Genomic DNA, 25,534 nt, shown 5'->3' with positions numbered 1-25,534 from the left:
AAGCCCGGCGCAAGCCGGGCTTTTCTTTTTGCGCGAATGCGTGGGCGGGATCGCCTACCATGCGTGGTGTCGTTCTCCGTTGCCCGAGTTTCCCCATGCGTTCGTCCCGATCCTCATCGCGAGCTTCAGCATCATCGGTGCCGCGCCACGGTCTTGCACGGGTACTCAGCAAGATGGGTGTGTGTTCGCGTAGTCAAGCGGAGAAGGCAATACGCGAGGGAAGAGTGCGGGTGGACGGCAAGCCGGTGCTTGATCCCGAACGTCCCACCGATCCGGAGCGGCAGCGAATCCTGCTCGACGACGAGCCGGTGGCTGCGAGCAAGCGTGTCTATATCGCGCTAAACAAGCCGCGCGGCCTCGTGGTGAGCGCTGCCGATGAGCGCGGGCGCGACACGGTCTACGACCTGTTGAAGGACGCTGGTTTGCCATGGCTAGGGCCGGTGGGGCGGCTCGACAAGGCCAGCGAGGGCTTGCTGCTGTTGAGCAATGACAGTGTGTGGGCCGCAGGCCTCACCGAGCCTAAGCATCACGTGGACAAGACGTATCACGTGCAGGTCAATGCTGTCCCCGATCAAGCGCTGCTTGATCGCCTGATCGAAGGCGTGGTGGAAGAGGGTGAGCGATTGGCCGCCCGGCGCGCGATAGTGCTGCGCCAAGGTGAAAAGAATGCGTGGTTGGAGATTGTGTTGGACGAAGGGCGCAACCGGCATATTCGGCGGCTGCTGGCCGCACACGGCATTGACGTGCTGCGCCTCGTGCGTGTCGCGATCGGCCCGTTGATGTTGGGGGAGCTGCCCAAGGGGCAATGGCGGCATTTGTCGGCAGAGGAAATTCGCTTGCTCGGTGCCACTGCGCTCTAACGCGAACTCCAGGCAGTAGGAGCCGGCTTTTTGTGTGTGCCTGTATATAAAAGACACATCGCCTTGCCCATCGGGCAAGGCGATGTAACTTGAGCCTTAGATCACGCCGAGCTTCTTGCCCACCTTGGTGAAGGCGGCAATGGCTTGGTCGAGATGCTCGCGCGTGTGCGCTGCACTCATCTGCGTGCGAATACGGGCCTGACCCTGCGGCACGACAGGGTAGAAGAAGCCGGTGACGTAGATGCCTTCGTCGAGCAATTCGGTCGCCATGGCCTGTGCCTTCTTGGCGTCGTAGATCATGACCGGCACGATGGGATGCACGCCCGGCTTGATGTCGAAGCCCGCCTTGGTCATCTGCTCGCGGAAGTAGCGCGTGTTCTCCTTGACCTGATCGCGCAGGTCGCCCGCGGTGGACAGCATGTCGAACACCTTGATGCCGGCGGCGACCACGTGCGGCGGCAGCGAGTTGGAGAACAGGTACGGGCGCGAACGCTGGCGCAGCATTTCGATCACTTCGCGAGGACCGGTGGTGAAGCCGCCCAGCGCACCACCGAGTGCCTTGCCCAGCGTACCGGTGATGATGTTGATCTTGTTCAGTACGCCGTTGACTTCAGCGGAGCCGCGGCCGGTCTCGCCGAGGAAACCGGTGCAATGGCATTCGTCGATGTGTACGAGCGCGTTGTACTTCTCGGCTAGCGCGGTGATCTGATCAAGCGGTGCGATGAAGCCATCCATCGAGAACGCGCCATCGGTGGTGATCAGCTTGGTGCGTGCGCCAGCGGCGTCGGCAGCCTGTAGCTGCTTCTCCAGGTCGGCCATATCGCAGTTGGCGTAACGGAAGCGCTTGGCTTTGCACAGGCGGATGCCGTCGATGATGGACGCGTGGTTGAGCGCGTCGGAAATGACGGCATCTTCTTCGCCGAGCAGCGGCTCGAACAGGCCGCCATTGGCGTCGAAGCAGGCGGCGTAAAGGATGGTGTCTTCGGTGCCGAAGAAATCAGCGATCTTCTTCTCCAGCTCCTTGTGCAAATCCTGCGTGCCGCAGATGAAGCGTACCGAAGCCATGCCGAAGCCGTGGGTGTCCAGCGCGTCCTTCGCGGCCTGGATCACTTCGGGGTGATCGGCCAGTCCGAGGTAGTTGTTGGCGCAGAAGTTGAGCACTTCCTTACCGCTGTCGAGGCGGATCTTCGCCGACTGCGGTGAGGTAATGATGCGCTCGGCCTTGAACAGGCCCTGCTCACGGATCGATTCGAGTTCGCTGGCGAAGCGCGACTGGCCGGGGTAGCTCATGGGGGAATTCCAGCTGGGTCAAAAGGCTATTTTGACCCCTCAGGGGCTGAGTGGGAAGGAAAGCCCGTGTGCTGGTCGTGTGCCCCGTGCTCGTCATTCCGGCGAAGGCCGGAATCCAGTGGCTGCAGCACACGGTTTTCGCCGTAAGCCGGATGAAGCTTTGGACCGCGAATGCCGAGCTTCACCCCTGATGCAACCCAAACTCCACACGCGTCGTCCTGCCCTTGTCGTCGATATCCTTGGTGTCCAGCTTGGGATCCTTGACCGAGACGCGCTTGTCGTCCAGCTTGCCCTTCAGCCAGGCCTGCACCGCGGTGGCGCGGCGCTGCGCCAGGTCACGCATGGCGGCATCGTCGACGGAAATGTTGGTTTCCATCAGGCTTCGCATGTCGTCGGGCTCAAGTGATTTCTTCAGGCCAATGAAATTCTTCGGCTTGCCTTTGAAGTCGTCGTCCTTGTACGCGCGCTTGAGGTATTTCTCGTACTCGTCTGGCGTCACGTTGACTGCGGCGAGCGCGGCGTCTGAGGTATCGGCGTTCTTGCCATCCTGGTCGAGCACCTTCTGGCGGCGGACCAAGTTGTCCACGGTCACCTTGCGCAGTGCGTCCTGATCCTTCGACGGATCGACGCGGCCGATGATGTCCAGATTCAGAGCAGGTTTCTGAGTGAGCATGGTGACGATCTTGCCCAGTCGCTCCTGCGCATTCTTATCGAGCACGGCGGAGCCTGGATCGAACTCCACATAACCCAGGTCCTCGTGGTTGCCGCCACCGAACGCGGCGCCGAGCAGGCGGAAGGGGGCCGTGGCCGCCTTGGCGATCAGGTTGCCAAGGGCGTGCCAGATCAGGCTGCCCATGCTGAATTGCGGGTCGTCCAGCGAGCCGGAGACTGGCACGTTCACGTCGATGTTGCCCTGCGTGTCCTTCAGTAGCGCCACGGCAAGTTTCACCGGGAGATGCTTGACGCCAGGGCTTTCGTCGCGATCACCGAAGGTCAGCTGAGTGATGAAGATGTGGTTGTCGGCGTTGAGCTTGCGCTGGTCCAGCATGTAGTGGACGTCCATCGTCAGCTTGCCCGCGGTGATGGGGTAGCCGGTGTATTTGGTGGAGTACGCGCTCATTCCGGTCAGCTCCACCTCGTTCGCCTTGCCCTTGATGTCGAGGAAGGCCACGGGCTGCAGCGGGTTGACGGTGCCGTCGATGTCGATGGGCGAGTCATCGTTCAGCGCTGCCTGCACGGATAGATCGGCCGGCGGATCACCCGGCTTGGTGCCAAAGGCGCCGATCTTGCCGGTCACCTTGGTCATATTCGCGGTGTAGTTGGGCTTGATGAAGTTGTCGGTGTAGTTGAGCTGACCGTTGACCAGGGTGAGGCCACCGATGCGAATGTCGGCCGCAGGTGCTTCCGGCGCGGAAGAGGCCGGCGCCGGTGTTGCCGTAGCGACTTCTGATTTCGCTTTCGAGGCGGCTGCTGGCGCGGGCGGCGGCGTGGGGGCTGGCGCTGCCGGGGCCGGCGTTGCTCCGGCGACGGGCTGCTCATTCTCGCCGCGCGTCACTGAGACCGGAGCCGCCTCGGGGTTGGCCACGACCTCGGACAAGTTCAGGGTGCCGTTCGAGTTGACGATCATGCGCGCGTAGAACGAGCTGAGCACCAAACTGCCCACGTGCATGCGTGGCACGCCGTAGCCGTAGGACACGTCGAGCTGATTGCCGCTCAGCGTGCGCCAGCGCAGGAAGTCGTCACCGGTGAGCTTATCCTGGACGCGTACTTGCTCTAGCGCGGCATCGCCCTTGTAGGTGAGCTTGGGGTCTGCGCTGCGCCCGTCGTAGTGCACCTTACCGTTACTGCTGATGCGCGCACTGGAAATAGTCACGTTCAGCGGCACGCTGATGTACGGCTGGAAGGTGGAGATATCCAGGCGTTTGGTGTCGAGCTGGATATCGGCGAGTGTCGGCAGGGGCTGCACCTTGCCGCTCGCCGTGAAGCTGCCCTTGTCGACATTGCCAGCCAACTTCATTTCGCGCGGTTCGTTGAGCTTGTCGCTCAGGTTTTCCATGCCGCCGCTGAGTGAGTCGATCTTGATCTTCACCGGCTTGCCGCCAGCGGCCAGGTCGGTGAACACGACAGCGGCGTTGTCGAATGCCAGGTGCTCGATGCTCCAATGCCACGGCGGGCTGTTGTCCGCAGCCTTCTTCTTGGGTGCGTCCTTGGCGGCGAACAGATCGACAAGGCTGATGTACTTGTTGCTGTTGCGCTGCACGTCCAGCGCTAGGCCGTTGGCCTTGACCGTACCCAGCTGTGCCTGTTGCGAAGCCAGGTCGATCTGTTTGATCTCCGACTCCAGCGTCTTCCAGGCCACCGGCGAACCGTGGCCCTTGAATTGCGGCTCCATCGCGAAATCGGTGACGGTGGTGTGTGCGTCGGACAGGTGCACATTGAACGGCTTGCCCCAGTCCACCTGAAGCTGGCCGGTGGCATCCAGCTTGCCGCTGGTCAGGCGGGCCGCAAGCCCCTGATACGTGGCGGCCTGTAGCGGTGCCAAATCGACCTGCTTAGTGCCCAATGCGGCAACAAGCTTGTCCTTGGCAAGATCCACCGTGCCCTTCATGGAAAGCTCGCCACCGAAGAATTGCGCTGCCACATCCAGCTTTGCCGGCGGAGCCGGTAGCATGCTCAGCCCCTGGATGCCGCCATGCATGTTGCCCAGGTCGATCTTGCCGGTGGCATTGGCGTAGTGGATGGCGCTGTTGGCGAGCGTTATCGAAGCGATGCGCAGGTCGGTCGGCTGGGCCTTGGTATCGGCTGCGGGTTGGGCAGGGGGCGCCGTCAGCGTATCGAAGTTGCTATGGCCATCTGCCGCGGACGTGTAATAGAGCTGTGCCTGATCGAGCGCGAGCACGCCCAGTGCGTAGCGTGATTGCAGCGGCTGCACGTCGGACAGATCCGCCGTGCCCTTGCCGAGTGTCAGGATCGCCTGGCCGTCGCTGCTGTTGAGGGCGAAATCGTCTCAGTTCCACCTTGCCGGTGACTTGCAGTTGCGGCGTGGGCTTGGCTTGCACGAAGTGCAGGGTGAGGTCACCGCTGAGCAGGCCCTTGGGTATCGCCACCGGCAGCTTCGCGGGCACATAGCTCATGTAGCGCGCGAGATCGAAGCGGTCGAGCCGGAAATCGATAGTCGACTCGCGGCTGTCCGCAAAGGGCTTGGTATGGCCTTCCATGCGTAACGGGCTGCCATCTACCTTCATCGACAGCAGCGGCTGCACGAACACGTCAGTGTCGCTGGGCAGGTTGGCAATGAACGGAATACCCAGTTCCAGGTTCTCAACGCGATGTTCGGTCTTCAGCGTTTCATCATCGAACTGGATGTTGCCGTTGTGCACGCTGATGTTGGAGATGGCGAACCGCGTGGGCGCTGCGTTCGGGTCCGACGGCGTGGCGTTGATGCGATCGATGATGTCGCTGAAATTGAAGCGCTGGTCGCCCGTGCGCACGATGCGGATGCGCGGACCTTGCAACGACAGTTCGTCCAGCACCGGCTTCAGACGGAACACCGACGACCACGACGCATTGACGACGGCCTGGTCGATGCTGACGAAAGGTGATTTGCCGTCCTGGTCGGCAATGTGCAGTTGGTCCAGCTCCAGCCGCAGCGTGTACGGGTTCAGGTGCACGGCGCCCAGGGTAACCGGGCGTTGCAGCGCTGCCGTGGCGTGCTTCTCGATCTGACTGCGGATGATGGAGGGCGCGGCTAGGAAGCCGAGCAGGCCAAATACCACCACCACGATGGCAAGGATCAGAACGATCTTGCGCGTGCGGTGTGACTTATAGATGGTGAGGGCGCGGTCGCGTCCCGCGGCCAAACGAGGATTACTGAAAAGGCCCGCCATCACGATGCTCCCATGACATCGCGTGCCGACCGTGCACGGCCCTTGGGCCACACACCTTCACAATCCCAGCGATTCTGTCGGCCGCCCTAAGCCCGAGTGTACTAGGGCCTGTTAGCACTATTCACGTAGCTCGCGTTGATTGTCTGTGGCTGTTCAGCGCCGGTGCGTGGCGCCGGCCTGGCTGGTGGCCAGGTCAAGCCACGCGCCGGCGTTGGGCGGCCACAGACAATCAACCCTTCGGGCCGGGTCTTTTTGCCCGCCATACTGCGTCATCACTCAGTCGTGTACGGACGTACACTCCTTCGTTCTTCCTTGTCTGGCGGGCAAAAAGCTCCCGGCGCGAGCCACGTGAATAGTGCTAACAGGCCCTAAGGCGGCCGAGATTTCAGCATGGCATTTTCTGCAGAAACGCCAAGGTGTGACAGGTTACGCTCAGCTCCAGGAGCAGACGACCTTGCCGCACTTGCCGGCATCCATCAGGTCGAAACCCTTCTGGAAGTCGTCGATGTGAATCTGGTGTGTGAGCACCTTCTGCAGCGGGAAGCCGGTCAGCACCATCTGGGTCATCTTGTACCAGGTCTCGTACATGCGACGGCCGTAGATGCCCTGCATAGTGAGGCCCTTGAAGATCACCTTGTCCCAGTCGATGCCGGCGCCCTTGGGCAGGATGCCGAGCAGGGCGATCTTGCCGCCGTGGTACATGCAATCGAGCATGTCGTTGAAGGCGCGCGGGTTGCCGCTCATTTCCAGGCCCACGTCGAAGCCCTCCATGTGCAGGTCCTTCATCACGTCCTTCAGCGACTGGTTGGCCACGTTCACCACGCGCGTGGCGCCCATGTCTGCCGCCAGTTTCAGGCGATAGTCGTTGATGTCGGTGACCACCACGTTGCGGGCGCCCACATGCTTGGCGATGCCCGCGGCGATGACGCCGATGGGGCCTGCACCGGTAATCAGCACGTCTTCGCCGATCAGGTCGAACTCCAGCGCGCAGTGCGCGGCGTTGCCATAGGGGTCGAAGAAGGCAGCCAGCTCGGACGGGATCTGGTCCGGGATGGGCCACAGGTTCGAGGCCGGCATGGTCATGTACTCGGCGAACGCGCCGTTGCGGTTCACGCCGATACCGATGGTGTTGGGGCACAGGTGCTGGCGGCCGGCACGGCAGTTACGGCAGTGGCCGCACACGATGTGGCCTTCGGCCGAGACGCGGTCGCCGATCTTGTAGCCGGTCACGCCTGGGCCGATCTCCACGATGCGGCCAACGAATTCGTGGCCGATGGTCAGGCCCGGCTTGATGGTGCGCTGGGACCAGTCGTCCCACTTATAGATGTGCAGGTCGGTACCGCAGATAGCGGTTTTCTCCATCTTGATCAGCACCTCGTTGGGGCCGACCTCGGGAACAGGCACTTCTTCCATCCAGATGCCCTGTTCGGGGTTGCGCTTGACCAGGGCTTTCATCATCTGAGGCATGGGATTTCCGTGGGGAAGGGCGGGGAAACAGACATTATAGAAGCCGGGTGCGGCTGAGGCTTCGTGCACTGCAACGTTGCCGATCCGGCCCCCAGCTTTTACTGTCGCAATTTTATGCGTCACTGAACGGAGCGGGGAGCATGCGTTTGGACATGATGGGTCGGTGGGGTGGAAAGACGGGGCGGACAAACCGGTGGCACGCGGTCGCTTCTTCGCTGGTGCTGGTTGCCAGCCTGGTGGCATGGCCTGCCGCATGGGCCGTTGAGCCCCAGCCACCAGCAGCGGCAGCACCGCTGCAGTTCCGCATCACCGAGGGGAACATCGAGAACGCCTTCTTTCAGCAAGGCGATGTCGCAGCCCATCTGTTGCTCAATTCCGGCGCCAAGCCACGCGTGCTGGTGGCGTTCCCTGCCGGCAACAGCGGTGCAGGCATCTGGTTCGAGCCGACCATCGCACCGGTGCGATGGACCCTGGATTCGGTGACGGGCCAGAGTCACACCGTGGACGGTCACGCCTGGCATGGCATCGTTGCCCGGGCCACCGTCACGGGTGACACTCTGGTGATCAAGGACGCCGTGCTGGGTAGCATTCGCGTGTTGCGCGATTACCAACTCAGGGCAGGGCTTTGCCCAGCAGGCGGCTACTACGCCGCAGATCGTGGCGAAGCCCGAGCTGGCAGAGCATTCCGTGCGTTGGCAGCGTCAGCGGGTGGACGGTGCGCCGGGATACGCCATCGCGTTGACCGCAGATAACGGGCGCTTCGTTCACGAGGGTGAGCACATCGCGCTGCATCCTGACCATGCTGGCGAGGCGGTGCGTCTGCGTATCGAAGCGAGTACGGGCGAGACGCCGCTGACTCCGTTCACCAATTTACTCAACGACAAGGCACAGCCCGACGCACGCAGCCGCCAAGCGCTGCAGTTCCTGAGCTATCGCGAGAAATTCCTCGCCGGCTCTTGGCGCTTCGATACCTATTTCGGACGCGACACCCTGATGTCCTTGCGCCTGCTGATGCCGGTGCTGCAGCCTGCGGCCGTAGATGCCGGTATCGCCTCCGTGCTCGTACGGCTCGCACCTGACGGGCAGGTCGCTCATGAGGAAGGCATCGGCGAGTTTGCGGTGCTCCAGCATCTCAAGGAGCAGGACAAGCCCTCGGCCACGCCGCTCTACGACTATGTCATGGTCGATGACGACTACATGCTGCCGCCAGTCGCCGCGGCCTGGCTGCTGGAAGACCCGCGTGGTCGCGCGGGCGCGCGGGCGTTCCTTGCCGGCAAGGTCGACGCACAGCGGCAGGGCGACGCGTTGGTGCGCAATCTGCTGTTTGTCGCTGCCAGCAGCGAGGCGTTCGCGCGGCAGCCGGTCTATACCAATCTGGTCTCGCTCAAGCCCAATAGTCAGGTCGGCCAGTGGCGTGACAGCAACGAGGGCATTGGCCGGGGACGTTACCCTTACGACGTCAACGCCGTATGGATGCCCGCCGCGTTGCGCGCGATCGGCCAGTTCCTGGATGCGGGCCTGCTGGATGACTACACCACGCCGGCGCAGCGCGAGCGTCTGCGCACTGCCGCCGCAAGCGCAGGTGATTGGGAACGTCACGCCAGCGCTCTGTTCACCGTGAACCTGTCCAGCGAGCGCGCCGCGCAGCAGGTGAGCGATTACGCCAAGCAGATCGGCGTGGCGGACGCATCGGCGCTGAAGGCGCTGGGCAGTGGCGCACTGCAGTTTCCGGCGATCTCGTTGGATGCCCAGGGCCATCCGGTTCCCGTGCTCAACTCCGATGAAGGCTTCGGCTTGCTGTTCGGTCAGCCGGATGCAGCCACGTTGGATCGTGACGTTGGCACCCTGATGCGACCCTTCCCGGCCGGCTTGATGACCGACGCGGGCATGGTGGTCGCCAATCCCGCGTATGCCGATCGCGACGTGCGGTCGCGCTTTGGCAACAACGCCTATCACGGCACGGTGATCTGGGCTTGGCAACAGGCCATCATGGCCGCCGGACTGAAGCGCCAGTTGGCGCGCACCGATCTGCCCGCCACCACCCTTGCACATCTGACCGCTGCACAGACCGAGCTATGGCGCGGGATTTGTGCAGCCGGCGCCATGCGTACGTCGGAGCTGTGGTCCTGGTCCTATAGCAATGGCCGCTACCGTATCGAGCCGTTCGGCGCAGAAGGTGCGCATGAGGACGAGTCCAACGCCGCGCAGCTTTGGAGCACGGTGTTCCTCGCCTTGCCGCCTCCGGAGACGGCTAACGGGGCGTCTTCCTGCCAATGATCCTTGGTCGATGCGGTGTACGGTGCGGCGTTGCCGAACTCAGCCGCTTCGTTCTAATGTCGCAATTTATTGCGAATAATGTAGAGAGACACCCATGCGTTTGAGGAAGAAGTTGGGTCTGGCGTTGGCCATGGTGTTGGCCCCGGTCGCGCAGGCCGATGAGGGCATGTGGATGCCTTCGCAGTTGCCCTCTATCGGCAAGTCGCTTCGCGCTGCCGGTTTCCAGGGCAATCCGTCGGATCTGGCCGACCTCACCAAGGCACCGCTCAGCGCGGTGGTGAAGGTCGGTGGCGCCACCGGCTCCTTCGTCAGCGACGACGGTTTGGTGCTGACCAACCACCACGTGGCGTTTGGCGTCATCCAGTACAACAGCAACGCACAGCGCGATCTGATCCAGAACGGCTTCGTTTCGCACGAACGCGGGGAAGAACTGCCGGCGAATCCCGATTTCCGCCTGCGCGTCACCACCGGTTTCGACAAGGTCAGCGACAAGGTGCTCGCGGCAGCCAAGGGCAAAACGGGGCGCGCTTACTTCGACGCGGTGGACGCCATCAGCAAGACGTTGGTGGCCGAATGCGAGCGCGAGCCCGGCATGCGCTGCAGCGTAGTCAACATGTTCTACGGCCGCGACTTCTATCTGGTGAAGCAACTCGAGCTGCGCGATGTGCGTTTGGTGTACGCGCCGCCGCGCGCCATCGGCAACTATGGCGACGAGGTGGACAACTTCGTGTGGCCTCGCCACGCCGGCGACTTCACGTTGCTGCGCGCCTACGTGGGGCCGGACGGCAAGCCGGCCGACTACGCTAAGGACAACGTTCCTTATCACCCGCCGGCGCACCTGCAGGTGGCTCAAGAGGGTGTGCGCGAAGGGGATTTCGTGATGCTTGCCGGTTATCCCGGCATCACCTATCGCCATCGTACGGCGGCCGAATTTGCCGATCAGGTGCAGTGGCGCCTACCGACCACGGTGCAAGTGATGCAGCAACTGCAGCACATCATCGAGGACACTGGGCGCGACGATCGGCAGGCGGCTATCCGTTACGCCTCGCAACTGCAATCGCTCAAGAATGGCATCAAGCGCTTCGAAGGCGAGTTGGAGGGCCTCAAGCGCAGCGATGCCGTCGCCGTGCGGCGCAAGGACGAGGACGCCATGCTGGCATGGCTTGTAGCCCAGCCGCAGGCGACCACGTTGCGTCCGCAGATTGATGAGGTCAATCAACTGGTCGCCTCTGCCAACGCTACGCGCGAGCGCGATGTGCTGCTGACCTTGATGCAATCGCAGACGCAGCTGATGCGCTCCGCCATCATGCTGCAACGCCTGGCTCACGAGCGCGGAAACCCCGATGCACATCGCGAAGCGGGCTATCAGGTGCGTGATGAAGACTTGATGGCCGGCACATTGCGGCAAGTGCAGCGCCGTTACGACCCACTGATCGAAAAGCGGCTGCTTACCGCGCTGCTCACGCGTTATCAGAAGCTGCCCGATGCGCAACGCCTGCCGGAATTCGATGCCGCTTTCGGGCGTACGCCGGAGGCCTTGTCGCAGAAGCTCGACCAGGTCTACGGCGCTACGCAACTTGGCGATGAAGCGCAGCGACTGGCCTGGCTGAAGGCCGATCCGGCGTCGGTGGCCAAGTCCAGTGACGCGTTGTTGTCGCTCGCCGCTCAGTTGCAACCGGCCTTGCTGCGCGTAGAGAACGAGCGCAAATCCCGTGAGGGCGACCTGCTGCGTCTGCGCCCCGCGTATATGGACGCCCTCATCGCCTACCGCGAGAAACAGGGTAGGGCGGTGTACCCGGATGCGAACTCCACCTTGCGCGTGAGCTACGGCAAGGTCACGCCGCTGAAGGCGCGCGATGCCGTATCGTACGAACCGCTGACCACCACGACCGGCATCGTCGAAAAAAACACTGGCGTTGCACCGTTCGATGCACCCAAGCCCTTGCTCGATGCCATCGCCAAGGGCGATTACGAGGGTTATGCCGATGCGAAGACGGGCGCCATGCCGGTGGATTTCCTGAGCAACCTGGACACCACTGGCGGCAACTCGGGCTCGCCCGTGCTCAATGCCAAGGGCGAGCTGGTCGGTCTCAACTTCGACAGCAATTGGGAAGCGGTGAGCGCGAGCTGGATGTTCGACCCGCGCTACAAGCGTGCCATCCACGTCGACCTGCGCTACATGCGCTGGCTGATGGACAAGGTTTATCCGGCACCGCAGCTGTTGAAGGAAATGGGTGTGCCCGCGCACTGATTAGCTTCATTCCGCCCCTATAGACGCGCACAGATGCGCTTCTATAGGGGCGCGGTTGGAAGGGTTCACACCCGTTTCATCGCACCCAGCGCGAAGTAAGCAACTCATGTCGCTTCGGGGGCGTTATGAATCATCAAGACGAGAGCTGTTGCGCGGGTGCGGTGGACACCTCGCGCCGTACGATGCTGACATCGACTCTTGGTGCAGCTGCTTTTACTGTCATCGGTGGGGCGTCGTGGCTGCTGCCCGGACTCGCGCAGGCTGCCGCGCTTACCAAGGATCAGCGCGATGCGATGACGCCGGACCAGGTCGTCGCCATGCTCAAGGATGGCAACCAGCGTTTCCGTGCAGGCAAGATGCAGGGCCACGACTATCTGGCGCAGAAGCGGGCCAGTGTCGCCGGGCAATATCCCGCCGCAGTGATCCTTGGCTGCATCGACTCGCGCGCACCCACGGAGATCATCCTGGATACCGGCATTGGCGAGACGTTCACCGGGCGAGTCGCCGGCAACATTGCCAACGATGATCTGCTGGGAAGCCTGGAGTTCGCCTGCGCTCTCGCTGGGGCCAAGGTTGTGCTGGTGATGGGGCATACCGCGTGCGGTGCCATCAAAGGAGCGATCGACGGCGCCAAACTGGGCAACCTGACGGGGCTGCTCGACAAAATCAGGCCCGCGGTAGACGCCACGCAGTTCAGTGGCGAACGGTCGAGCAAGAACGACGCCTTCGTGGATGCCGTGGCGGCGACCAATGTCCGCCACACCGTTGACGAGATACGGCGCCGCAGCGACGTGCTTGCTGGGCTGGAAAAGGACGGCAAGATCAAGATCGTCGGGTCGATGTATCACCTGATGGGTGGCGAGGTGCAGTTCTACGCCTGAGGCAGCGCTGCTACGGGCATTAGTTGGGTTCACCGTTACAATGGGCGGATGCCGATCGATCAGCGCCCACTCGCCGTGTTCCTGATGGGCCCGACCGCGTCGGGTAAGACTGCGCTCGCCTGCGCGCTGAGTGACCGTTTTCCGGTCGATCTGATAAGCGTCGATTCGGCGCTCGTGTATCGCAGCCTGGATATCGGCTCGGCAAAGCCTGATGCCGCGACGCTGGCGCGCTACCCGCACCGGTTGATCGACATCCGCGATCCGGCCGCGCCCTATTCGGCCGCGGATTTCCGCGGCGATGCCGTGACCGCGATGCAGGACATCACGGCAAAGGGTCGGGTGCCTTTGCTGGTCGGTGGCACGGGGCTGTACTTTCGGGCCCTTCAGCAAGGGCTGTCCCAGTTACCGGAGGCTGATCAGGCCATCCGGGAGCGCCTTACTGCGGAAGCCGCGGTGGAGGGATGGCCCTCCTTGCACGTGCGTCTGCGGCAGCTGGACCCGGTGGCGGCGGAACGTATCGGGCCCAATGACGCGCAGCGCATCCAACGCGCGCTGGAGGTGATCGAACTCACCGGGCGTCCGTTGTCCGAGCAGCAGCAGGGCGGAAGCGGAGAGCGCTTCCCGTGGCGTGTGCTCAAGCTGGCCCTGGTACCGACCGACAGGGCGCCGTTGCACGCGCGGATCGCTCAACGCTTCGATGCCATGCTCAAGGACGGTTTCCTGGACGAGGTCCGTGCGCTGCGCGCGCGTGGCGACCTGCATGCCGATCTTCCCGCCATCCGGGCGGTGGGGTATCGCCAAGCCTGGGAATACCTGGACGGCCAAATGGACGCCGCGGAATGGCGTGACCGCGGTATTTTCGCCACGCGTCAGCTGGCGAAGCGGCAGATCACCTGGCTGCGCAGCGAGCTCGACGCGCGGGTGATCGATCCGGAAAGGCCGGATAGCCAGCGTATCGCCACCGATGCGATGGCGCTATTCGTAGGTAATTAGTGCATAGTGCCACGCAGCATTTTCTAAACGTCTTTTTCACACATGATGAAAGCGCGCATTTGCCCTTTCATCAACGATTTAAAAGTGGTTAATATTCCTCGGCCTTGGACCGGGGCGCGTCATGCGTCTTTTATCCCGGTCTGTCCGTTGCGAGGGGAGAACAAGAAATGTCCAAAGGGCAATCGTTGCAAGATCCATTTCTCAATGCACTGCGCCGCGAGCGCGTTCCGGTCGCCATCTACCTGGTGAATGGCATCAAGCTGCAGGGCACGATCGAATCGTTCGATCAGTTCGTCGTCCTGCTGCGTAACCAGGTGAGCCAGATGGTCTACAAGCATGCCATCTCCACCGTGGTACCCAGCCGCAATGTCCGCATGGGCAACGGCCAGGAGGGGCAGGGCGAAGGCTCGGCTACGGTAGAGCCGGAAGCTTGATTCAACGCGGGGCGGGGACGCTCTAATCCAATCCACAGGGTTGGATCAGCGCGTCCCAGGACCCATCTGAGTAGGGAAGGCGCCTCGGTGTTATCCGCCGACGGCTTATACACATACACTTTCCACTCCGATTCGCGCCGTGGGTCCGCCTGGGCTCAGGGCGCGGCGTCTCTATAAAGGTCTTTCCGCCCTCGTGTTTGATCGTCAAAAGAAAGGCGAACGCGCCCTCCTTGTTCTCCCGCATTCACGCGGCGAGGGCGATTCGGCCCGGCGCGCCGAAGAATTCGCCGAACTGGTCCGTTCGGCCGGCGCCGACATCCTCGGCAGCATTCCGGCACGTATCGACGTGCCCAATCCCCGTTACTACATCGGTACCGGCAAGGCCGACGAGGTGGCCGAGGCGGCCCGCGCCATGGGCGCCGACCTGGTGCTGATCGACCATCTCCTGTCGCCCGTGCAGGAGCGCAACCTCGAAAAGCACCTCGGTATCCGCGTAGTGGATCGTGCCGGTCTGATCCTGGACATCTTCGCCCAGCGTGCGCGTTCGCATGAAGGCAAGCTCGAGGTGGAACTGGCCCAGCTCAAGCACCTGGCTACCCGGCTGGTCCGAGGCTGGACCCACCTTGACGCCCAGCGCGGCGGCGCCATTGGCAACCGCGGTCCCGGCGAAACCCAGCTAGAAACCGACCGCCGCTTGCTGGCCGAGCGCGTGAAGATGCTGAGCAAACGCCTGGAGAAGGTGCAGACCCAGCGCGTGCAGCAGCGTCGTGCGCGTCTGCGCAACACCGTGCCAAGGGTCGCCCTGGTGGGCTACACCAATGCCGGCAAGTCAACCTTGTTCAACGTGCTGACGGAAGGCGAGGTGTTCGCCGCCGACCTGCTGTTCGCCACGCTGGACCCGACCGTGCGCAAGCTGGATGGCCTTTCCTGCGGCCCGGCAGTGCTGGCGGACACGGTGGGCTTTATCCGCGAACTGCCGCACGACCTTGTTGCGGCGTTCCGCGGCACCCTGGCCGAGGCGCGCGACGCCGACCTGCTGCTGCACGTGAGCGATGCAGCTGACGAGGAGCGCGAGCGCCTCGCCCATGTGGTCGACAGCGTGCTGGAGGAGATCGATGCGGGCGATTTGCCGCAGCTGCGCGTGATGAACAAGATCGACCTCGCCGGCACCGAGCCACGTATCGATCGCGACGGCGAAGGTCGTCCCACCACCGTTTGGCTGTCGGCCGCAAGCGGACAGGGCTTGGATCTGCTGCGGCAGGCGCTGGGAGAATTGCTCGGTGGCGATCGAGTCCAGTCCGAACTGCGACTGCCGCACTCTGCAGGGCGCCTGCATGCTCGCCTCAAGGCGGCCGGTGCCATTGTCGGTGAAGAAGTGGACGAGGAAGGCTGGCGCCTGACCATTGACGCGCCGCGTAGTGTCATTGCCCCGCTTAGCGGCGGGGGCGCGGCCGAGGCGGCGCTGCTCAAAGACTTACTGGGCACCGTAGAAGAGTCCGAGGTCTTGTAAGGTGCTCCTCATCGCTGGAAGGCGTCCTGCAAGTGAGGAATCGTCGTCCGGGTCTGGTAGAATCAACGGCGTTTGTGCGGCCATCAGGGCCTGGACGGCACACTTGCGACGACAAGCACCCGAGACCATGTCCCAACCCGTTCAAAGCGTTTTCCGGCCAAAGCTGCCGGCCTCCCAGCGGCCTCAAGGAGACTGACCATGGCCTGGAACGAACCCGGTAACAACGGGCAACGCGATCCGTGGAACAGGAATCGCCAGACCGGCAACAAGCCGGGGCTGGAGGACATGCTTAAGCAACTGCGCAACCGCTTCGGCAAGCTCGGTGGCGGGGCTGGCGGCATCTTCACCATCCTGCTGGCCTTCGTGATCGTGTGGGTCGGCATGAGCAGCTTCACCATCGTCGATGCCCGTCAGGCTGGCGTGGTGCTGCGCTTCGGCAAGTACGCCCGTACGCTGCAGCCGGGTTTCCACCTCAAGGCGCCCAGCCCCATCGAAACCGTCACCAAGGTCGGCACCACGGAGATCCGTTCGGTGTCGGACAAGGTGCGCATGCTGACCAGCGACGAGAACATCATCTCCGTCGACTTCAACGTGCAGTACCAGGTGTCGGATGCCCGCAAGTTCCTCTTCTCACTGAGCGGTCCGCCGGAAGAGACGCTGCGCCAGGCCGCTGAGGCTGCCGTGCGCACGGTGGTGGGCGCCAACGTGATGGACAACATTCTCACCAGCCAGGGCACCGAGGCCATACCGGCCGCGCCGGCACCTGCGCCAGCAAGCAGCGTGGCCGCTGCATCCTCGGCACCCTCGGTGGCGACCGCAATACCCACTGCCATCCCGGCATCCGCCAAGGCGCAGACCCGCGACACGCTGCAGCAGCAGACCCGCGAGATCCTGCAGGCCACGCTGGATGAATACGACGCCGGCTTGATGGTGACCGACGTGAGCTTCCAGAACGTGGCCCCGCCGCAGGAAGTGAAGGACGCCTTTGACGACGTCAACGCCGCTCGCGAAGACAAGCAGGGCACCGAGAACAACGCTCGCGCGTACTCCAGCCAGGTCGTGCCGGTCGCGCGTGGTGACGCTTCGCGCATTGCCGCCGAAGCGCAGGGTTACGCCGCTGCGCGCGTGGCGACCGCCACGGGCGATGCGTCGCGCTTCAATCTCATCCTCAAGGAATACAAAGCCGCGCCCGACGTCACCCGTCGCCGCCTGTGGCTGGAAACCGTCGAGGATGTGATGTCCAACAATCCCAAGGTGCTGGATGGTTCCGGCGGCCGCAACATGATCTATCTCCCGCTTGACCGGACGGTCGGCAAGGAACTGCAGGGCGTGGGTTCGGTCATGCAATCGGCGGGTAGCGACAGCAGCCTCGGTGGCGGCAAGGAGAAGCAGCCATGAAGTTAGGCTCAGCCATCATCGCCGTGCTGATCGTATTGCTCGGCTTCAACAGCCTGTTCGTGGTGCACGAAGGCCAGACCGCGCTTGTGCTGCAGTTCGGCCGCATCGTGCGCACCGGCGACCAGCCGGGCCTACACGCCAAGCTTCCGTTCATCCAGCAAGTGATGACGTTCGACAACCGCATCCTCACCCTGGAAGCGCAGCCCGAGCGTTACTTCACCTCGGAAAAGAAGAGCGTCAATGTCGACTTCTACGTGAAGTGGCGCATTGCCGACAACGCCGCCTACTACCGCGCCACCGCGGGCGACGAGCTGCAAGCAGCGAACCGCCTTACGCCCATCGTGAAGGATGCGCTGCGCTTTGAGTTCAACGGACGCACCCTGCAGGAGCTGGTCTCCGCCGGCCGCAAGGACGTGACTGAGCGCGTGCGCAAGCAAACCGACGCCGCCGCCCGCAAGAACCTGGGCATTGCTGTGGTCGACGTGCGCATCAAGCGCATCGACCTGCCGGACGAAGTGAGCGAGTCGGTCTACAAGCGCATGCGCGCCGAGCGTGCGCAGCTCGCCAACGAGCTGCGTTACACCGGTCAGCAGGCCGCTGAAACCATCAAGGCCGATGCCGACCGCCAGGCGCAGGTGATCAAGGCCGACGCTGATCGCGACGCCGCCAAGGTCAAGGGCGAGGGTGATGCGCAGGCCGCGGCCATCTACGCGCAGGCCTACGGTCAGGATCCGGAGTTCTTCGCGTTTTATCGAAGCCTGACCGCGTACCGTACCTCCTTCAAGGACGGCAAGGGCGTGTTGGTGCTCAAGCCGGATTCGGAGTTCCTGAAGTATTTCAACGACGGTGCATCGCCCCGTCACTGAGTGGTGACGAGTGATGTGGCGTGAACTGCTGGGCGCGTTGTGCCTGGTGTTGGTGATTGAAGGGCTGGTGCTGTTCGCCGCGCCGCGTGGCTGGCAAGCCACCATGCGTGAGGCGGTGAAACTCAGCCCGCGAGCACTGCGCCTGTTTGGCGCCGTGGCCATCGTTATCGGCCTGGCGGCATTGCAACTGATGCATTGAGTTAATGCGGCGGATGGGCCGCTCAACCCATCACGGTTTCAGGGATGCGTGATCGTCCTTCCGGTGGTTCGCGAGTGAGTGGACGCCGGTCGCCAGCCCGCGCTGGCAAGGTTGAAACGTTCCCTTGGCAATTTGGCCCCTAGGGGCACCCGATTCTTCAAATTGACGAGAGCAAGATCATCATGGGCAAGTCAGTAGTCATCCTTGGTGCGCAGTGGGGCGACGAAGGCAAAGGCAAGATCGTCGACCTGCTGACCGAAGAGGTCAAAGCCGTCGCTCGCTTCCAGGGCGGCCACAATGCCGGCCACACGCTGGTCATTGGCGGCAAGAAGACCGTGCTGCACCTGATCCCCTCGGGCATTCTGCGTGATGACGCGCTGTGCCTGATCGGTAACGGCGTCGTGCTGTCGCCGCAGGCGCTCAAGCAGGAAATCGAAGAGCTGGAAGCGCAGGGCGTGGAAGTGCGTTCGCGCCTCAAGATCAGCCCGGCCACCCCGCTGATCATGCCGTACCACATTGCTGTCGATAAGGCGCGTGAAATCGCTGCCGGTAAGAGTGCCATCGGCACCACCGGTCGCGGCATCGGCCCGGCGTACGAAGACAAGGTGGCTCGCCGCAGCGTGCGTGTCGCCGATCTGATGTACCCGCACGAGTTGCCGGAGAAGGTGAAGGCTGCCGTCGAGTACCACAACTTCATCCTCACCCAATGGTTGAAGGCCGAGCCGGTGGATTTCCAGACCGTGCTGGACGATGCCCTGGCCTATGGCGAATTCATCCGCCCGATGGTCGACGACGTCGCCACCATCCTGCACGACGTGCGCAAGGAAGGCGGCCACATCTTGTTTGAAGGTGCGCAGGGCGCGCTGCTCGACATCGACCACGGCACCTACCCGTACGTCACCTCGTCCAACACCACCGTCGGTGGCGCGCTGGCAGGTACCGGCGTGGGCGCGGGTGACATCGACTACGTGCTGGGCATCTGCAAGGCCTACGCCACGCGCGTGGGCGGCGGTCCGTTCCCGACCGAGCTGCACGACGAGATGGGCGAACGCCTGCGCAAGGTCGGCAATGAGTTCGGCGCTAGCACCGGCCGTCCGCGTCGCTGCGGCTGGATCGACCTTGTCGCGCTCAAGCGCGCCGTGCAGATCAACGGCATCAACGGCCTGGCCATCACCAAGCTCGACGTGCTGGACGGCCTGCCGACCATCAAGGTCTGCATCGCGTACGAATACCGCGGCAAGCGCCGTGAGCTGGCCCCGCTGGATGCAGATGGCTGGGACGAGTGCAAGCCGGTGTACCTGGAATTCCCGGGCTGGGACGAATCCACCGCGGGCATCCGCGAGTGGGACAAGCTGCCCGCCGCCGCCCGCGCCTACCTGCGCGCGGTGGAAGAACTGTCGGGCTGCAAGCTCTCGCTCGTCGCCACCGGCGCCGACCGCGACGACACCATCGTGCTGGATCATCCGTTCGCCTGATCGTCCCGTTCCATGGTCTGCGCTATTTGGTAGCTGATGCCCCAAAAGGGGTGCCGTGCGTAACTGGTTGAAAAGTCGAGAGGGCCCGTCCATATGGCGGGCCCTCTTTGCTTGTCCCTTTGGCCAATACCTGGCCCCGCGCACAGTTCTCTGTGGTAAGGGGCGTACGGCCCGAGCAATCGATTCCATGACTGAGCACCTGGCCGGATAGCTCGAGGCTTACCAAGAGGTAGGCCCAGTAGGGTTTGGCTACGTCCCCCGAGGTGCGAATTCGCAAGAAGATGTGGTGGCCAAGTACTGATACTGCCAATATTGGTTCCAAGCTGGTGAAATATTGCACATGGTGTGCGCTTGATACCTGGATTGGGGGGCGAGATGGCTGGAATGAGTAAGGATCTATTTCCGAACGTCAGCGAGAATCAAAAGAACGAGGCCGACGATCAGATAAAAGAAAAACAAAAAGAAACTGATTTTGATATCAGGGAATACCCCATTGAAGTCATAGTTTCAAAATTCACCACCAAGCTGGAGGACGACAGAGCCGAACTCTTTATTCCAGATTATCAACGAGAGATGATATGGAAAGAGCCACAGCAGGCGCGATTTATTGAGTCCATTCTCCTTAACTTGCCCATCCCCTATTTGTATGTTGCCGACGTAACCAGCGGTGAGAATGAGGGGCGACTTGAAATTGTCGATGGATCACAGCGTATCCGTACCCTCGTGCGGTTTATTGGCAATGAGCTGCAACTGCAGCGGCTTGAGCTACTAAATAAGCTCAATGGCTTCTACTTCGATGACCTCCCACTTTCGAGGCAGCTCAGGTTTCAGCGCAAAACGATGCGCATGATCGAGCTGATAGAGGTGGACGAGGAGGCGCGTCGCCAACTATTCGATCGCCTTAATAGTGGTGGCACCAAGCTGAAGGACATGGAAAAGCGATTTGGCTCTCGAGATGGTGACTTCATGCCACTAATTCGTGAACTGGCCGCATCGGAGAGGTTCCAACGCCTGTGTCCTGTTAGTGCCGTTCGCGTGAAGCATCGCGAATACGAAGAAATGGTCCTCCGGTTCTTCGCTTATCTAGATCGATACCAAAACTTCAACAAGCGCGTTGACGATTTCCTTGATGCATACCTTGATGAAATGAATGCCCATGGCTTCGATCAGGCCAAGCAAGTTCAGATCTTTGACAACATGCTTAGCTTTGTCGAACAGTTCTTCCCGTATGGATTCCGGAAAGCTTCGAACAATAGTTCGGTGCCTAGAATCCGTTTTGAGGCAATATCTGTTGGCGTGGCATTGGCCCAGGACTTAGGGTGCACATCTCCCGCGGATATGACGTGGTTGGATAGCGAGGCTTTCAAGGTCCTCACTCGATCCGACGCAAGCAACTCACGTCCCAAGGTAATCAACAGAATTCATTTCGTACGGGATAGCCTGCTTGGTGTTCAGCCGGCGCTTGAGTCTGATGACGGTCTGCGAGACGACAATGGCACCGACGAGTGATTCATTAGCGCTTCTTGAGGTTCGCGAGCTCTTTAGCAAGAGATGCGACGAGGTCCGTCGTTACCTGGATTTTGTCTGCTGTCTCACCGAGCACAGAGCGACGGGGGTTGCTCGTTATGAACCGAGTTCAGAAGTCCCGGTGGTCGTCGATGGTGTTATAAATCGCGAGTTAATTAAAACCATGCGAGCCAATGGATATCTGTTGCTATATAACTTGGTCGAGTCGACCATGACGAACGCAATAGATGCGATTCACAGGTGTCTGCTCAGCGATGAGTGTAGCTTCGACGAGCTAACCGAGGCAGTTAAAAGGATCGTACTTCTCAACTTCAAGAAAGCGATAAGCGGTGATGGAAAGTACGTATTGGAGAGCAACCATCCAATACACCGATCTATCGTCGAACTCGGCTACGACAAAAAGAAGCTTTTCTCAGGAAATATAGATGCCAGGGAAATAAGAGAAACCGCCGAGCGTTATGGGTTCCAAGTGGCCAGTCATGATCTTTCGTTGAGTCGCGATGGAGCACGGCTTCTCAAGATAAAAGAAAAGCGCAATGAACTGGCCCACGGAAGAGTTTCATTTGAAGACTGCGGCCACGATACATCGCTAGATGAGCTAATGGCGATTTCCAAGGAAACCGAGGTCTATTTGGACGCAGTGCTTGCGGGCATCGAAGCGTATATCACTCAGCGATCCTATCGCATGCCGGCTCGAAGCAGTGCGATCGCCCGGTCTTACACTGGTGTCCAGTGAAAATTTAAATGGGCGACGTATTCGTCGCTGATCGGAATAAATCAACCGCTGACCACATGGCATAGAGACGTAAATATGGATATGACGACATCAATCGAATCTCCCTATCAGATGACGATTGACCTCAATGTCTTGGATCATCTTGGTATAAATCTATATAGCAATGTTGCAGCTGTTTTGACGGAAATTGTTGCTAACGCCTGGGATGCCGATGCCAAGGAAGTCAAAATCGATTACAACAATTCGACTCGAGAAATAACGATTACGGACGATGGCATAGGCATGACCATCGACGATATGAATTCCAAGTTTCTCAAGGTGGGCTACAGGCGAAGAGCCAAGGAAAAAACAACCACCAGCCTTGGCCGCCACGTCATGGGGCGGAAAGGACTAGGGAAACTGTCTCTCTTTTCGATCGCGGACGAAGTGAGGATTGAGTCTATTAAAGATGGCGAGCTTCACGGCTTAATGATGAGCGTGCCAAAAATCCGAGAAGCCATTGAGGGGCAGCTTAGTCGATATGTACCCGAGCCTCTTCCCCGGTCGAACCTTGCAATTAATGTAGGTACAAAAATCGTTCTCTCAAAGCTCAAGAAGGGCCGCGTTCCGTCGACATTGACGGCCCTTCGGCGCCGACTCGCGCGGAGATTCTCTGTAATAGGTGGCTCCGATTTCAAGATCCTGATTGATGCGATCCCGGTCACCGCCGCCGACAGAGACGACATTCGCGCCGTTGAATATCTCTGGCATATTGGCTGTATTGACGAAGCTCGCTCAAAAGCCGCAGCGAATATGAGAAACGAAGCTACTCTACCTAGCAGCCTTGATGGCTGGCCTGCGGAATGGCAGGTCAGTGGATGGATCGGCACTGCCGTGAAACCCAAGATGCTAGTAGATGTCGATGGAAACAACCTAAATTCTATTGTGCTTATGGCACACGGCCGCCTCATTCAAGAAAACATTCTCGACAACATAAACGATGGTCGCATATATACAAAATATCTAACCGGCCAGCTTGAGGCGGATTTCCTGGACTTCGATAACGACGACGATATCGCCACCAGCGACAGGCAGCGAATACAGGAGAGCGATCCTCGTGCAGCGGCAATGTTCGCGTATCTGAAGCACCTTCTTTCGAAGATTGAGCCCCAGTGGTCAAAGTGGCGGCGTGATTCCGGCGCACAAGACGTTGCAGATGAGCACCCGGCAATTAAGGAATGGTTCGAATCGCTGGACGAGAGCTATCGCGATCAGGCAAAAGCTCTTATAGCCAAGGTCGCGTCATTGCCTATTGATAGCGCTGAGGACAGGAAGGCCGTGCTTCGCGATAGCATAATGGCATTCGAGCGACTGAAGCTCCGCGGCACCGTTAACGAGCTAATTGACGCTGTTGAGGTTGGGGCAGATAAATTAATACCACTGATTGCGCAGCGTGACTCCCTGGAGGCATCTTTATATAGAGACATAATCAAATCCAGAGTAGAGGTTATTCGCGTTTTCCAGAAATTAGTTGACGATAATGAGAAGGAGCGCGCCCTCCAGAATCACATGTTTGATCACATGTGGCTACTTGACCCCACGTGGGAACGTGCCGATGGCTCCGAGTTGATTGAAACTCGACTATTGGAAGATGGTGTAATAGTCGATGATTTAAGCGAGCAGGAAAAGCTTGGCAGGGTCGACATTAAATATAGAACCGTGCTGGGCAAGCACATTATTGTGGAGCTCAAGCGCGCGGGAAGGCAAATGTTGTTATTTGACCTTCAGAAGCAGGGCGCACTTTATGTAGACAAGCTCACTAAGATTCTGCGGGCGCAAGGTGAAACCAACCCGTCAATTGAAGTGGTTTTTGTTATAGGCCCTCTCATCGAAGAAGAGAGCACCAATCCGGCGCGCGTAAGATACGTTATGGACGCCATCTCACCTGGATCGAGAATAGTTCACTTCGATAGTCTTATTAGTGGTGCTCTCAGGGCCTACCAGTCTTATATTGCGAGCAATAAGGAGCTCGATCGCGTCGATAGAGTGGTGGCGCAGCTAGCCTGATGTCTCCAACAACGAGAAGCCAAATCATGCGCGCAGTGAAACGCGCGAATACCGGCCCTGAATTGAGCGTCAGACGCGCTCTTCATTTTTTGGGGCTTAGATTTCGCTTGCACCGCCGCGATCTCCCCGGCTCTCCGGACATAGTGCTTCCGAAGTATCGAACGGTAATCTTTGTGCACGGGTGCTTTTGGCATCGACACCCCGGTTGCAGCCGGACCACATCACCCAAGACGCGGCGAGACTATTGGCTGCCGAAATTCGCCGCGAATGTCGCTCGCGACTCACGAAAGGAGGACGAGCTCAGAAAATTGGGTTGGCGCCCGCTAGTAATCTGGGAGTGTCAAACAAAGGATAGGAAAGAGCTGGAGTCACGCATCAAGCGTGACTTCGGGCTTTCTCAACCATCTTAAGGTGTCGCTTCAAGCTCTTCCCGATCACTTCTCCAAGACGTACCGGAACAGCGTTGCCAATCATGCGACCAACAACTTTGAAGGTGATCTCTTCCTTCGGCATGAATTCGTAGCCAACCGGAAACGACTGCAGAGTCGCCGCTTCCCTCAAGGATATTGCCCGATCTTCTTTAGGGTGACCAAAGCGACCATTGCCAAAGCCGTAGCAAAGGGTGGTCATGGTTGGGCTTGGCTGGTCCCACCTCATTCGGCCATAAACGCTCGGGTAAGTCTTGCCGCTTTCTTTCCGATGACATTTGGCACGGAGTGCAGGTTTCCAATCCATCCATGTGCCTCCCGGCCTGGACTGGCGAATACGCTCCAAATTCAGCGGCGTTAACGTAGCTGCTCGATGAAGGGGATCTTTGGGGTCACATTTGCCAGCGGAAATTTTCGGCAGGTGGCCTATTACGTCCTTGACAGTTACCGGTTTGCCGGTATGAGTGGGCGGAATAAGCTCAATCGGGCCAAGCCTTGATGCCAGCAATACGTGGCGACGGCGCTGTTGAGGCAACCCATAGTCAACGCAGGCTACCCGTTCCGCCCAAACGTGGTAACCGCCGTCCTTCAATGCTTGAACGAAGTCATGGTAGACCTGGTGCTTCGTCACATCAGGCACATTTTCCATGGTCACCAGTTCGGGTTGAACACCTTCAATTAGGCGCTTGAACGCGTAGAGGAGTGGCCACTTCCTATCGCTACGCGTATCACGGCCCTGGTTGTACGTTGAAAAAGGTTGGCAGGGAGCACAGCCAGCCAGCAGCCTGATCGAATTAGGACGATACCAGTCACCGATCTCTTCGACAGTCACGTCTTCGACGCTCTTGGCGACGAAGGACGCCCGGTTGTTCTTTTCGTACGCGTATTCGCACATCCGGTCAATATCGTAACCGGCACGCACATGTACCTTTGCCTTAAGCAGGCCCGCGGTCAGACCGCCGGCTCCACAAAAAAGGTCTACCGCATCGATGTCGAACATGAATGTTGG

The 25,534-nt window shown here is 60.5% G+C and carries 21 protein-coding genes; 16 read left to right on the top strand and 5 right to left on the bottom strand.

Translation table 11 applies throughout. The features are described 5' to 3' along the window. Positions 1-95: 95 nt before the first annotated feature. Positions 96-860: a pseudouridine synthase gene (locus tag DYST_RS06400; RefSeq protein WP_239950792.1), complete on the top strand. Its 765-nt coding sequence runs from the start codon at positions 96-98 to the stop codon at positions 858-860. Between the two features lie 96 nt (positions 861-956). Here the strand turns inward: DYST_RS06400 and kbl are convergent, their stop codons facing one another. From kbl to tdh, 4 genes are all read right to left on the bottom strand, one after another. Beyond that, positions 957-2,150 (bottom strand): glycine C-acetyltransferase, encoded by a 1,194-nt coding sequence (kbl, locus tag DYST_RS06395; RefSeq protein ID WP_239950790.1) that lies wholly within the window; start codon positions 2,148-2,150, stop codon positions 957-959. A 181-nt stretch (positions 2,151-2,331) separates the two neighbouring features. Then, positions 2,332-5,082, bottom strand: coding sequence for a DUF748 domain-containing protein (locus DYST_RS06390; protein WP_239950789.1), 2,751 nt, complete (start codon positions 5,080-5,082; stop codon positions 2,332-2,334). Then, positions 4,994-6,037, bottom strand: a complete 1,044-nt coding sequence (locus DYST_RS06385; protein WP_239950788.1) for an AsmA family protein — start codon at positions 6,035-6,037, stop codon at positions 4,994-4,996. Before DYST_RS06385 ends, DYST_RS06390 begins: the two co-directional genes overlap by 89 nt. A gap of 432 nt (positions 6,038-6,469) precedes the next feature. Next, positions 6,470-7,504: an L-threonine 3-dehydrogenase gene (tdh, locus tag DYST_RS06380; RefSeq protein ID WP_199041576.1), complete on the bottom strand. Its 1,035-nt coding sequence runs from the start codon at positions 7,502-7,504 to the stop codon at positions 6,470-6,472. Between the two features lie 140 nt (positions 7,505-7,644). Here tdh and DYST_RS06375 point away from each other — a divergent pair, with 140 nt between their 5' ends. The 15 genes from DYST_RS06375 to DYST_RS06305 all read left to right on the top strand — a co-directional run bounded on the left by DYST_RS06375 (position 7,645) and on the right by DYST_RS06305 (position 24,507). Continuing rightward, entirely contained in the window at positions 7,645-8,256 is a 612-nt protein-coding gene (locus DYST_RS06375; protein WP_239950787.1) for a hypothetical protein, read from the top strand. Then, positions 8,192-9,781 carry a hypothetical protein gene (locus DYST_RS06370; RefSeq protein ID WP_239950786.1) on the top strand — a complete coding sequence of 530 codons (1,590 nt, stop codon included), beginning with the start codon at positions 8,192-8,194 and terminating at the stop codon, positions 9,779-9,781. Before DYST_RS06375 ends, DYST_RS06370 begins: the two co-directional genes overlap by 65 nt. A gap of 94 nt (positions 9,782-9,875) precedes the next feature. Next, entirely contained in the window at positions 9,876-12,032 is a 2,157-nt protein-coding gene (locus tag DYST_RS06365) for a S46 family peptidase (RefSeq protein WP_239950785.1), read from the top strand. A 125-nt stretch (positions 12,033-12,157) separates the two neighbouring features. Continuing rightward, positions 12,158-12,913: a carbonic anhydrase family protein gene (locus DYST_RS06360; protein ID WP_239950784.1), complete on the top strand. Its 756-nt coding sequence runs from the start codon at positions 12,158-12,160 to the stop codon at positions 12,911-12,913. 48 nt (positions 12,914-12,961) lie between these two features. Continuing rightward, a complete protein-coding gene (miaA, locus tag DYST_RS06355; RefSeq protein WP_239950783.1) occupies positions 12,962-13,906 on the top strand; it encodes a tRNA (adenosine(37)-N6)-dimethylallyltransferase MiaA in 945 nt (314 codons plus the stop codon). Positions 13,907-14,073: 167 nt separating this feature from the next. Then, positions 14,074-14,340 (top strand): RNA chaperone Hfq, encoded by a 267-nt coding sequence (gene hfq, locus DYST_RS06350; protein WP_102305116.1) that lies wholly within the window; start codon positions 14,074-14,076, stop codon positions 14,338-14,340. Positions 14,341-14,533: 193 nt separating this feature from the next. Continuing rightward, on the top strand, positions 14,534-15,850 hold the full coding sequence (gene hflX, locus DYST_RS06345; protein ID WP_239950782.1) for a ribosome rescue GTPase HflX: 1,317 nt from the start codon (positions 14,534-14,536) through the stop codon (positions 15,848-15,850). Between the two features lie 198 nt (positions 15,851-16,048). Further along, positions 16,049-17,248, top strand: a complete 1,200-nt coding sequence (gene hflK / locus DYST_RS06340; RefSeq protein WP_102305114.1) for an FtsH protease activity modulator HflK — start codon at positions 16,049-16,051, stop codon at positions 17,246-17,248. Next, a complete protein-coding gene (gene hflC, locus DYST_RS06335; RefSeq protein ID WP_102305113.1) occupies positions 17,245-18,114 on the top strand; it encodes a protease modulator HflC in 870 nt (289 codons plus the stop codon). Before hflK ends, hflC begins: the two co-directional genes overlap by 4 nt. 13 nt (positions 18,115-18,127) lie before the next feature. Next, a complete protein-coding gene (locus tag DYST_RS06330; protein WP_102305112.1) occupies positions 18,128-18,313 on the top strand; it encodes a DUF2065 domain-containing protein in 186 nt (61 codons plus the stop codon). 182 nt (positions 18,314-18,495) lie between these two features. Continuing rightward, the gene (locus tag DYST_RS06325) at positions 18,496-19,788 is read left to right on the top strand and encodes an adenylosuccinate synthase (RefSeq protein ID WP_102305111.1); all 1,293 of its coding nucleotides are present in this window, start codon (positions 18,496-18,498) and stop codon (positions 19,786-19,788) included. A gap of 384 nt (positions 19,789-20,172) precedes the next feature. Then, entirely contained in the window at positions 20,173-21,297 is a 1,125-nt protein-coding gene (locus tag DYST_RS06320) for a DUF262 domain-containing protein (RefSeq protein ID WP_239950780.1), read from the top strand. Then, on the top strand, positions 21,281-22,051 hold the full coding sequence (locus DYST_RS06315; RefSeq protein WP_239950778.1) for an MAE_28990/MAE_18760 family HEPN-like nuclease: 771 nt from the start codon (positions 21,281-21,283) through the stop codon (positions 22,049-22,051). Before DYST_RS06320 ends, DYST_RS06315 begins: the two co-directional genes overlap by 17 nt. A 75-nt stretch (positions 22,052-22,126) precedes the next feature. Then, positions 22,127-24,097 (top strand): BbrUII/HgiDII family restriction enzyme, encoded by a 1,971-nt coding sequence (locus DYST_RS06310; protein ID WP_239950776.1) that lies wholly within the window; start codon positions 22,127-22,129, stop codon positions 24,095-24,097. Continuing rightward, a complete protein-coding gene (locus DYST_RS06305) occupies positions 24,097-24,507 on the top strand; it encodes a very short patch repair endonuclease (protein ID WP_275666934.1) in 411 nt (136 codons plus the stop codon). Before DYST_RS06310 ends, DYST_RS06305 begins: the two co-directional genes overlap by 1 nt. On the opposite strand, the gene DYST_RS06300 is transcribed toward DYST_RS06305, so the two are convergent. Continuing rightward, complete coding sequence (locus DYST_RS06300) at positions 24,473-25,525, bottom strand: DNA cytosine methyltransferase (RefSeq protein WP_239950774.1); 1,053 nt, start codon at positions 25,523-25,525, stop codon at positions 24,473-24,475. The two genes, DYST_RS06305 and DYST_RS06300, sit on opposite strands and share 35 nt — an antisense overlap. Positions 25,526-25,534: the final 9 nt, after the last annotated feature.

This window comes from Dyella terrae, assembly GCF_022394535.1.
Taxonomy (GTDB): Bacteria; Pseudomonadota; Gammaproteobacteria; order Xanthomonadales; family Rhodanobacteraceae; genus Dyella.
The sequence above is the reverse complement of the archived record's forward strand: the minus strand, read 5'-3'. Positions and strand labels throughout refer to the sequence as shown.

Excerpts from the sequence above, each read along its gene's own strand:
- DYST_RS06400 (WP_239950792.1), top strand. The coding sequence starts at position 96 with ATGCGTTCGTCCCGATCCTCATCGCGAGCTTCAGCATCATCGGTGCCG.
- kbl (WP_239950790.1), bottom strand. The coding sequence starts at position 2,150 with ATGAGCTACCCCGGCCAGTCGCGCTTCGCCAGCGAACTCGAATCGATC.
- DYST_RS06385 (WP_239950788.1), bottom strand. The coding sequence starts at position 6,037 with ATGGCGGGCCTTTTCAGTAATCCTCGTTTGGCCGCGGGACGCGACCGC.
- tdh (WP_199041576.1), bottom strand. The coding sequence starts at position 7,504 with ATGCCTCAGATGATGAAAGCCCTGGTCAAGCGCAACCCCGAACAGGGC.
- DYST_RS06375 (WP_239950787.1), top strand. The coding sequence starts at position 7,645 with ATGCGTTTGGACATGATGGGTCGGTGGGGTGGAAAGACGGGGCGGACA.
- DYST_RS06365 (WP_239950785.1), top strand. The coding sequence starts at position 9,876 with ATGCGTTTGAGGAAGAAGTTGGGTCTGGCGTTGGCCATGGTGTTGGCC.
- DYST_RS06360 (WP_239950784.1), top strand. The coding sequence starts at position 12,158 with ATGAATCATCAAGACGAGAGCTGTTGCGCGGGTGCGGTGGACACCTCG.
- miaA (WP_239950783.1), top strand. The coding sequence starts at position 12,962 with ATGCCGATCGATCAGCGCCCACTCGCCGTGTTCCTGATGGGCCCGACC.
- hfq (WP_102305116.1), top strand. The coding sequence starts at position 14,074 with ATGTCCAAAGGGCAATCGTTGCAAGATCCATTTCTCAATGCACTGCGC.
- hflK (WP_102305114.1), top strand. The coding sequence starts at position 16,049 with ATGGCCTGGAACGAACCCGGTAACAACGGGCAACGCGATCCGTGGAAC.
- hflC (WP_102305113.1), top strand. The coding sequence starts at position 17,245 with ATGAAGTTAGGCTCAGCCATCATCGCCGTGCTGATCGTATTGCTCGGC.
- DYST_RS06330 (WP_102305112.1), top strand. The coding sequence starts at position 18,128 with ATGTGGCGTGAACTGCTGGGCGCGTTGTGCCTGGTGTTGGTGATTGAA.
- DYST_RS06325 (WP_102305111.1), top strand. The coding sequence starts at position 18,496 with ATGGGCAAGTCAGTAGTCATCCTTGGTGCGCAGTGGGGCGACGAAGGC.
- DYST_RS06320 (WP_239950780.1), top strand. The coding sequence starts at position 20,173 with ATGAGTAAGGATCTATTTCCGAACGTCAGCGAGAATCAAAAGAACGAG.
- DYST_RS06315 (WP_239950778.1), top strand. The coding sequence starts at position 21,281 with ATGGCACCGACGAGTGATTCATTAGCGCTTCTTGAGGTTCGCGAGCTC.
- DYST_RS06310 (WP_239950776.1), top strand. The coding sequence starts at position 22,127 with ATGGATATGACGACATCAATCGAATCTCCCTATCAGATGACGATTGAC.
- DYST_RS06305 (WP_275666934.1), top strand. The coding sequence starts at position 24,097 with ATGTCTCCAACAACGAGAAGCCAAATCATGCGCGCAGTGAAACGCGCG.
- DYST_RS06300 (WP_239950774.1), bottom strand. The coding sequence starts at position 25,525 with ATGTTCGACATCGATGCGGTAGACCTTTTTTGTGGAGCCGGCGGTCTG.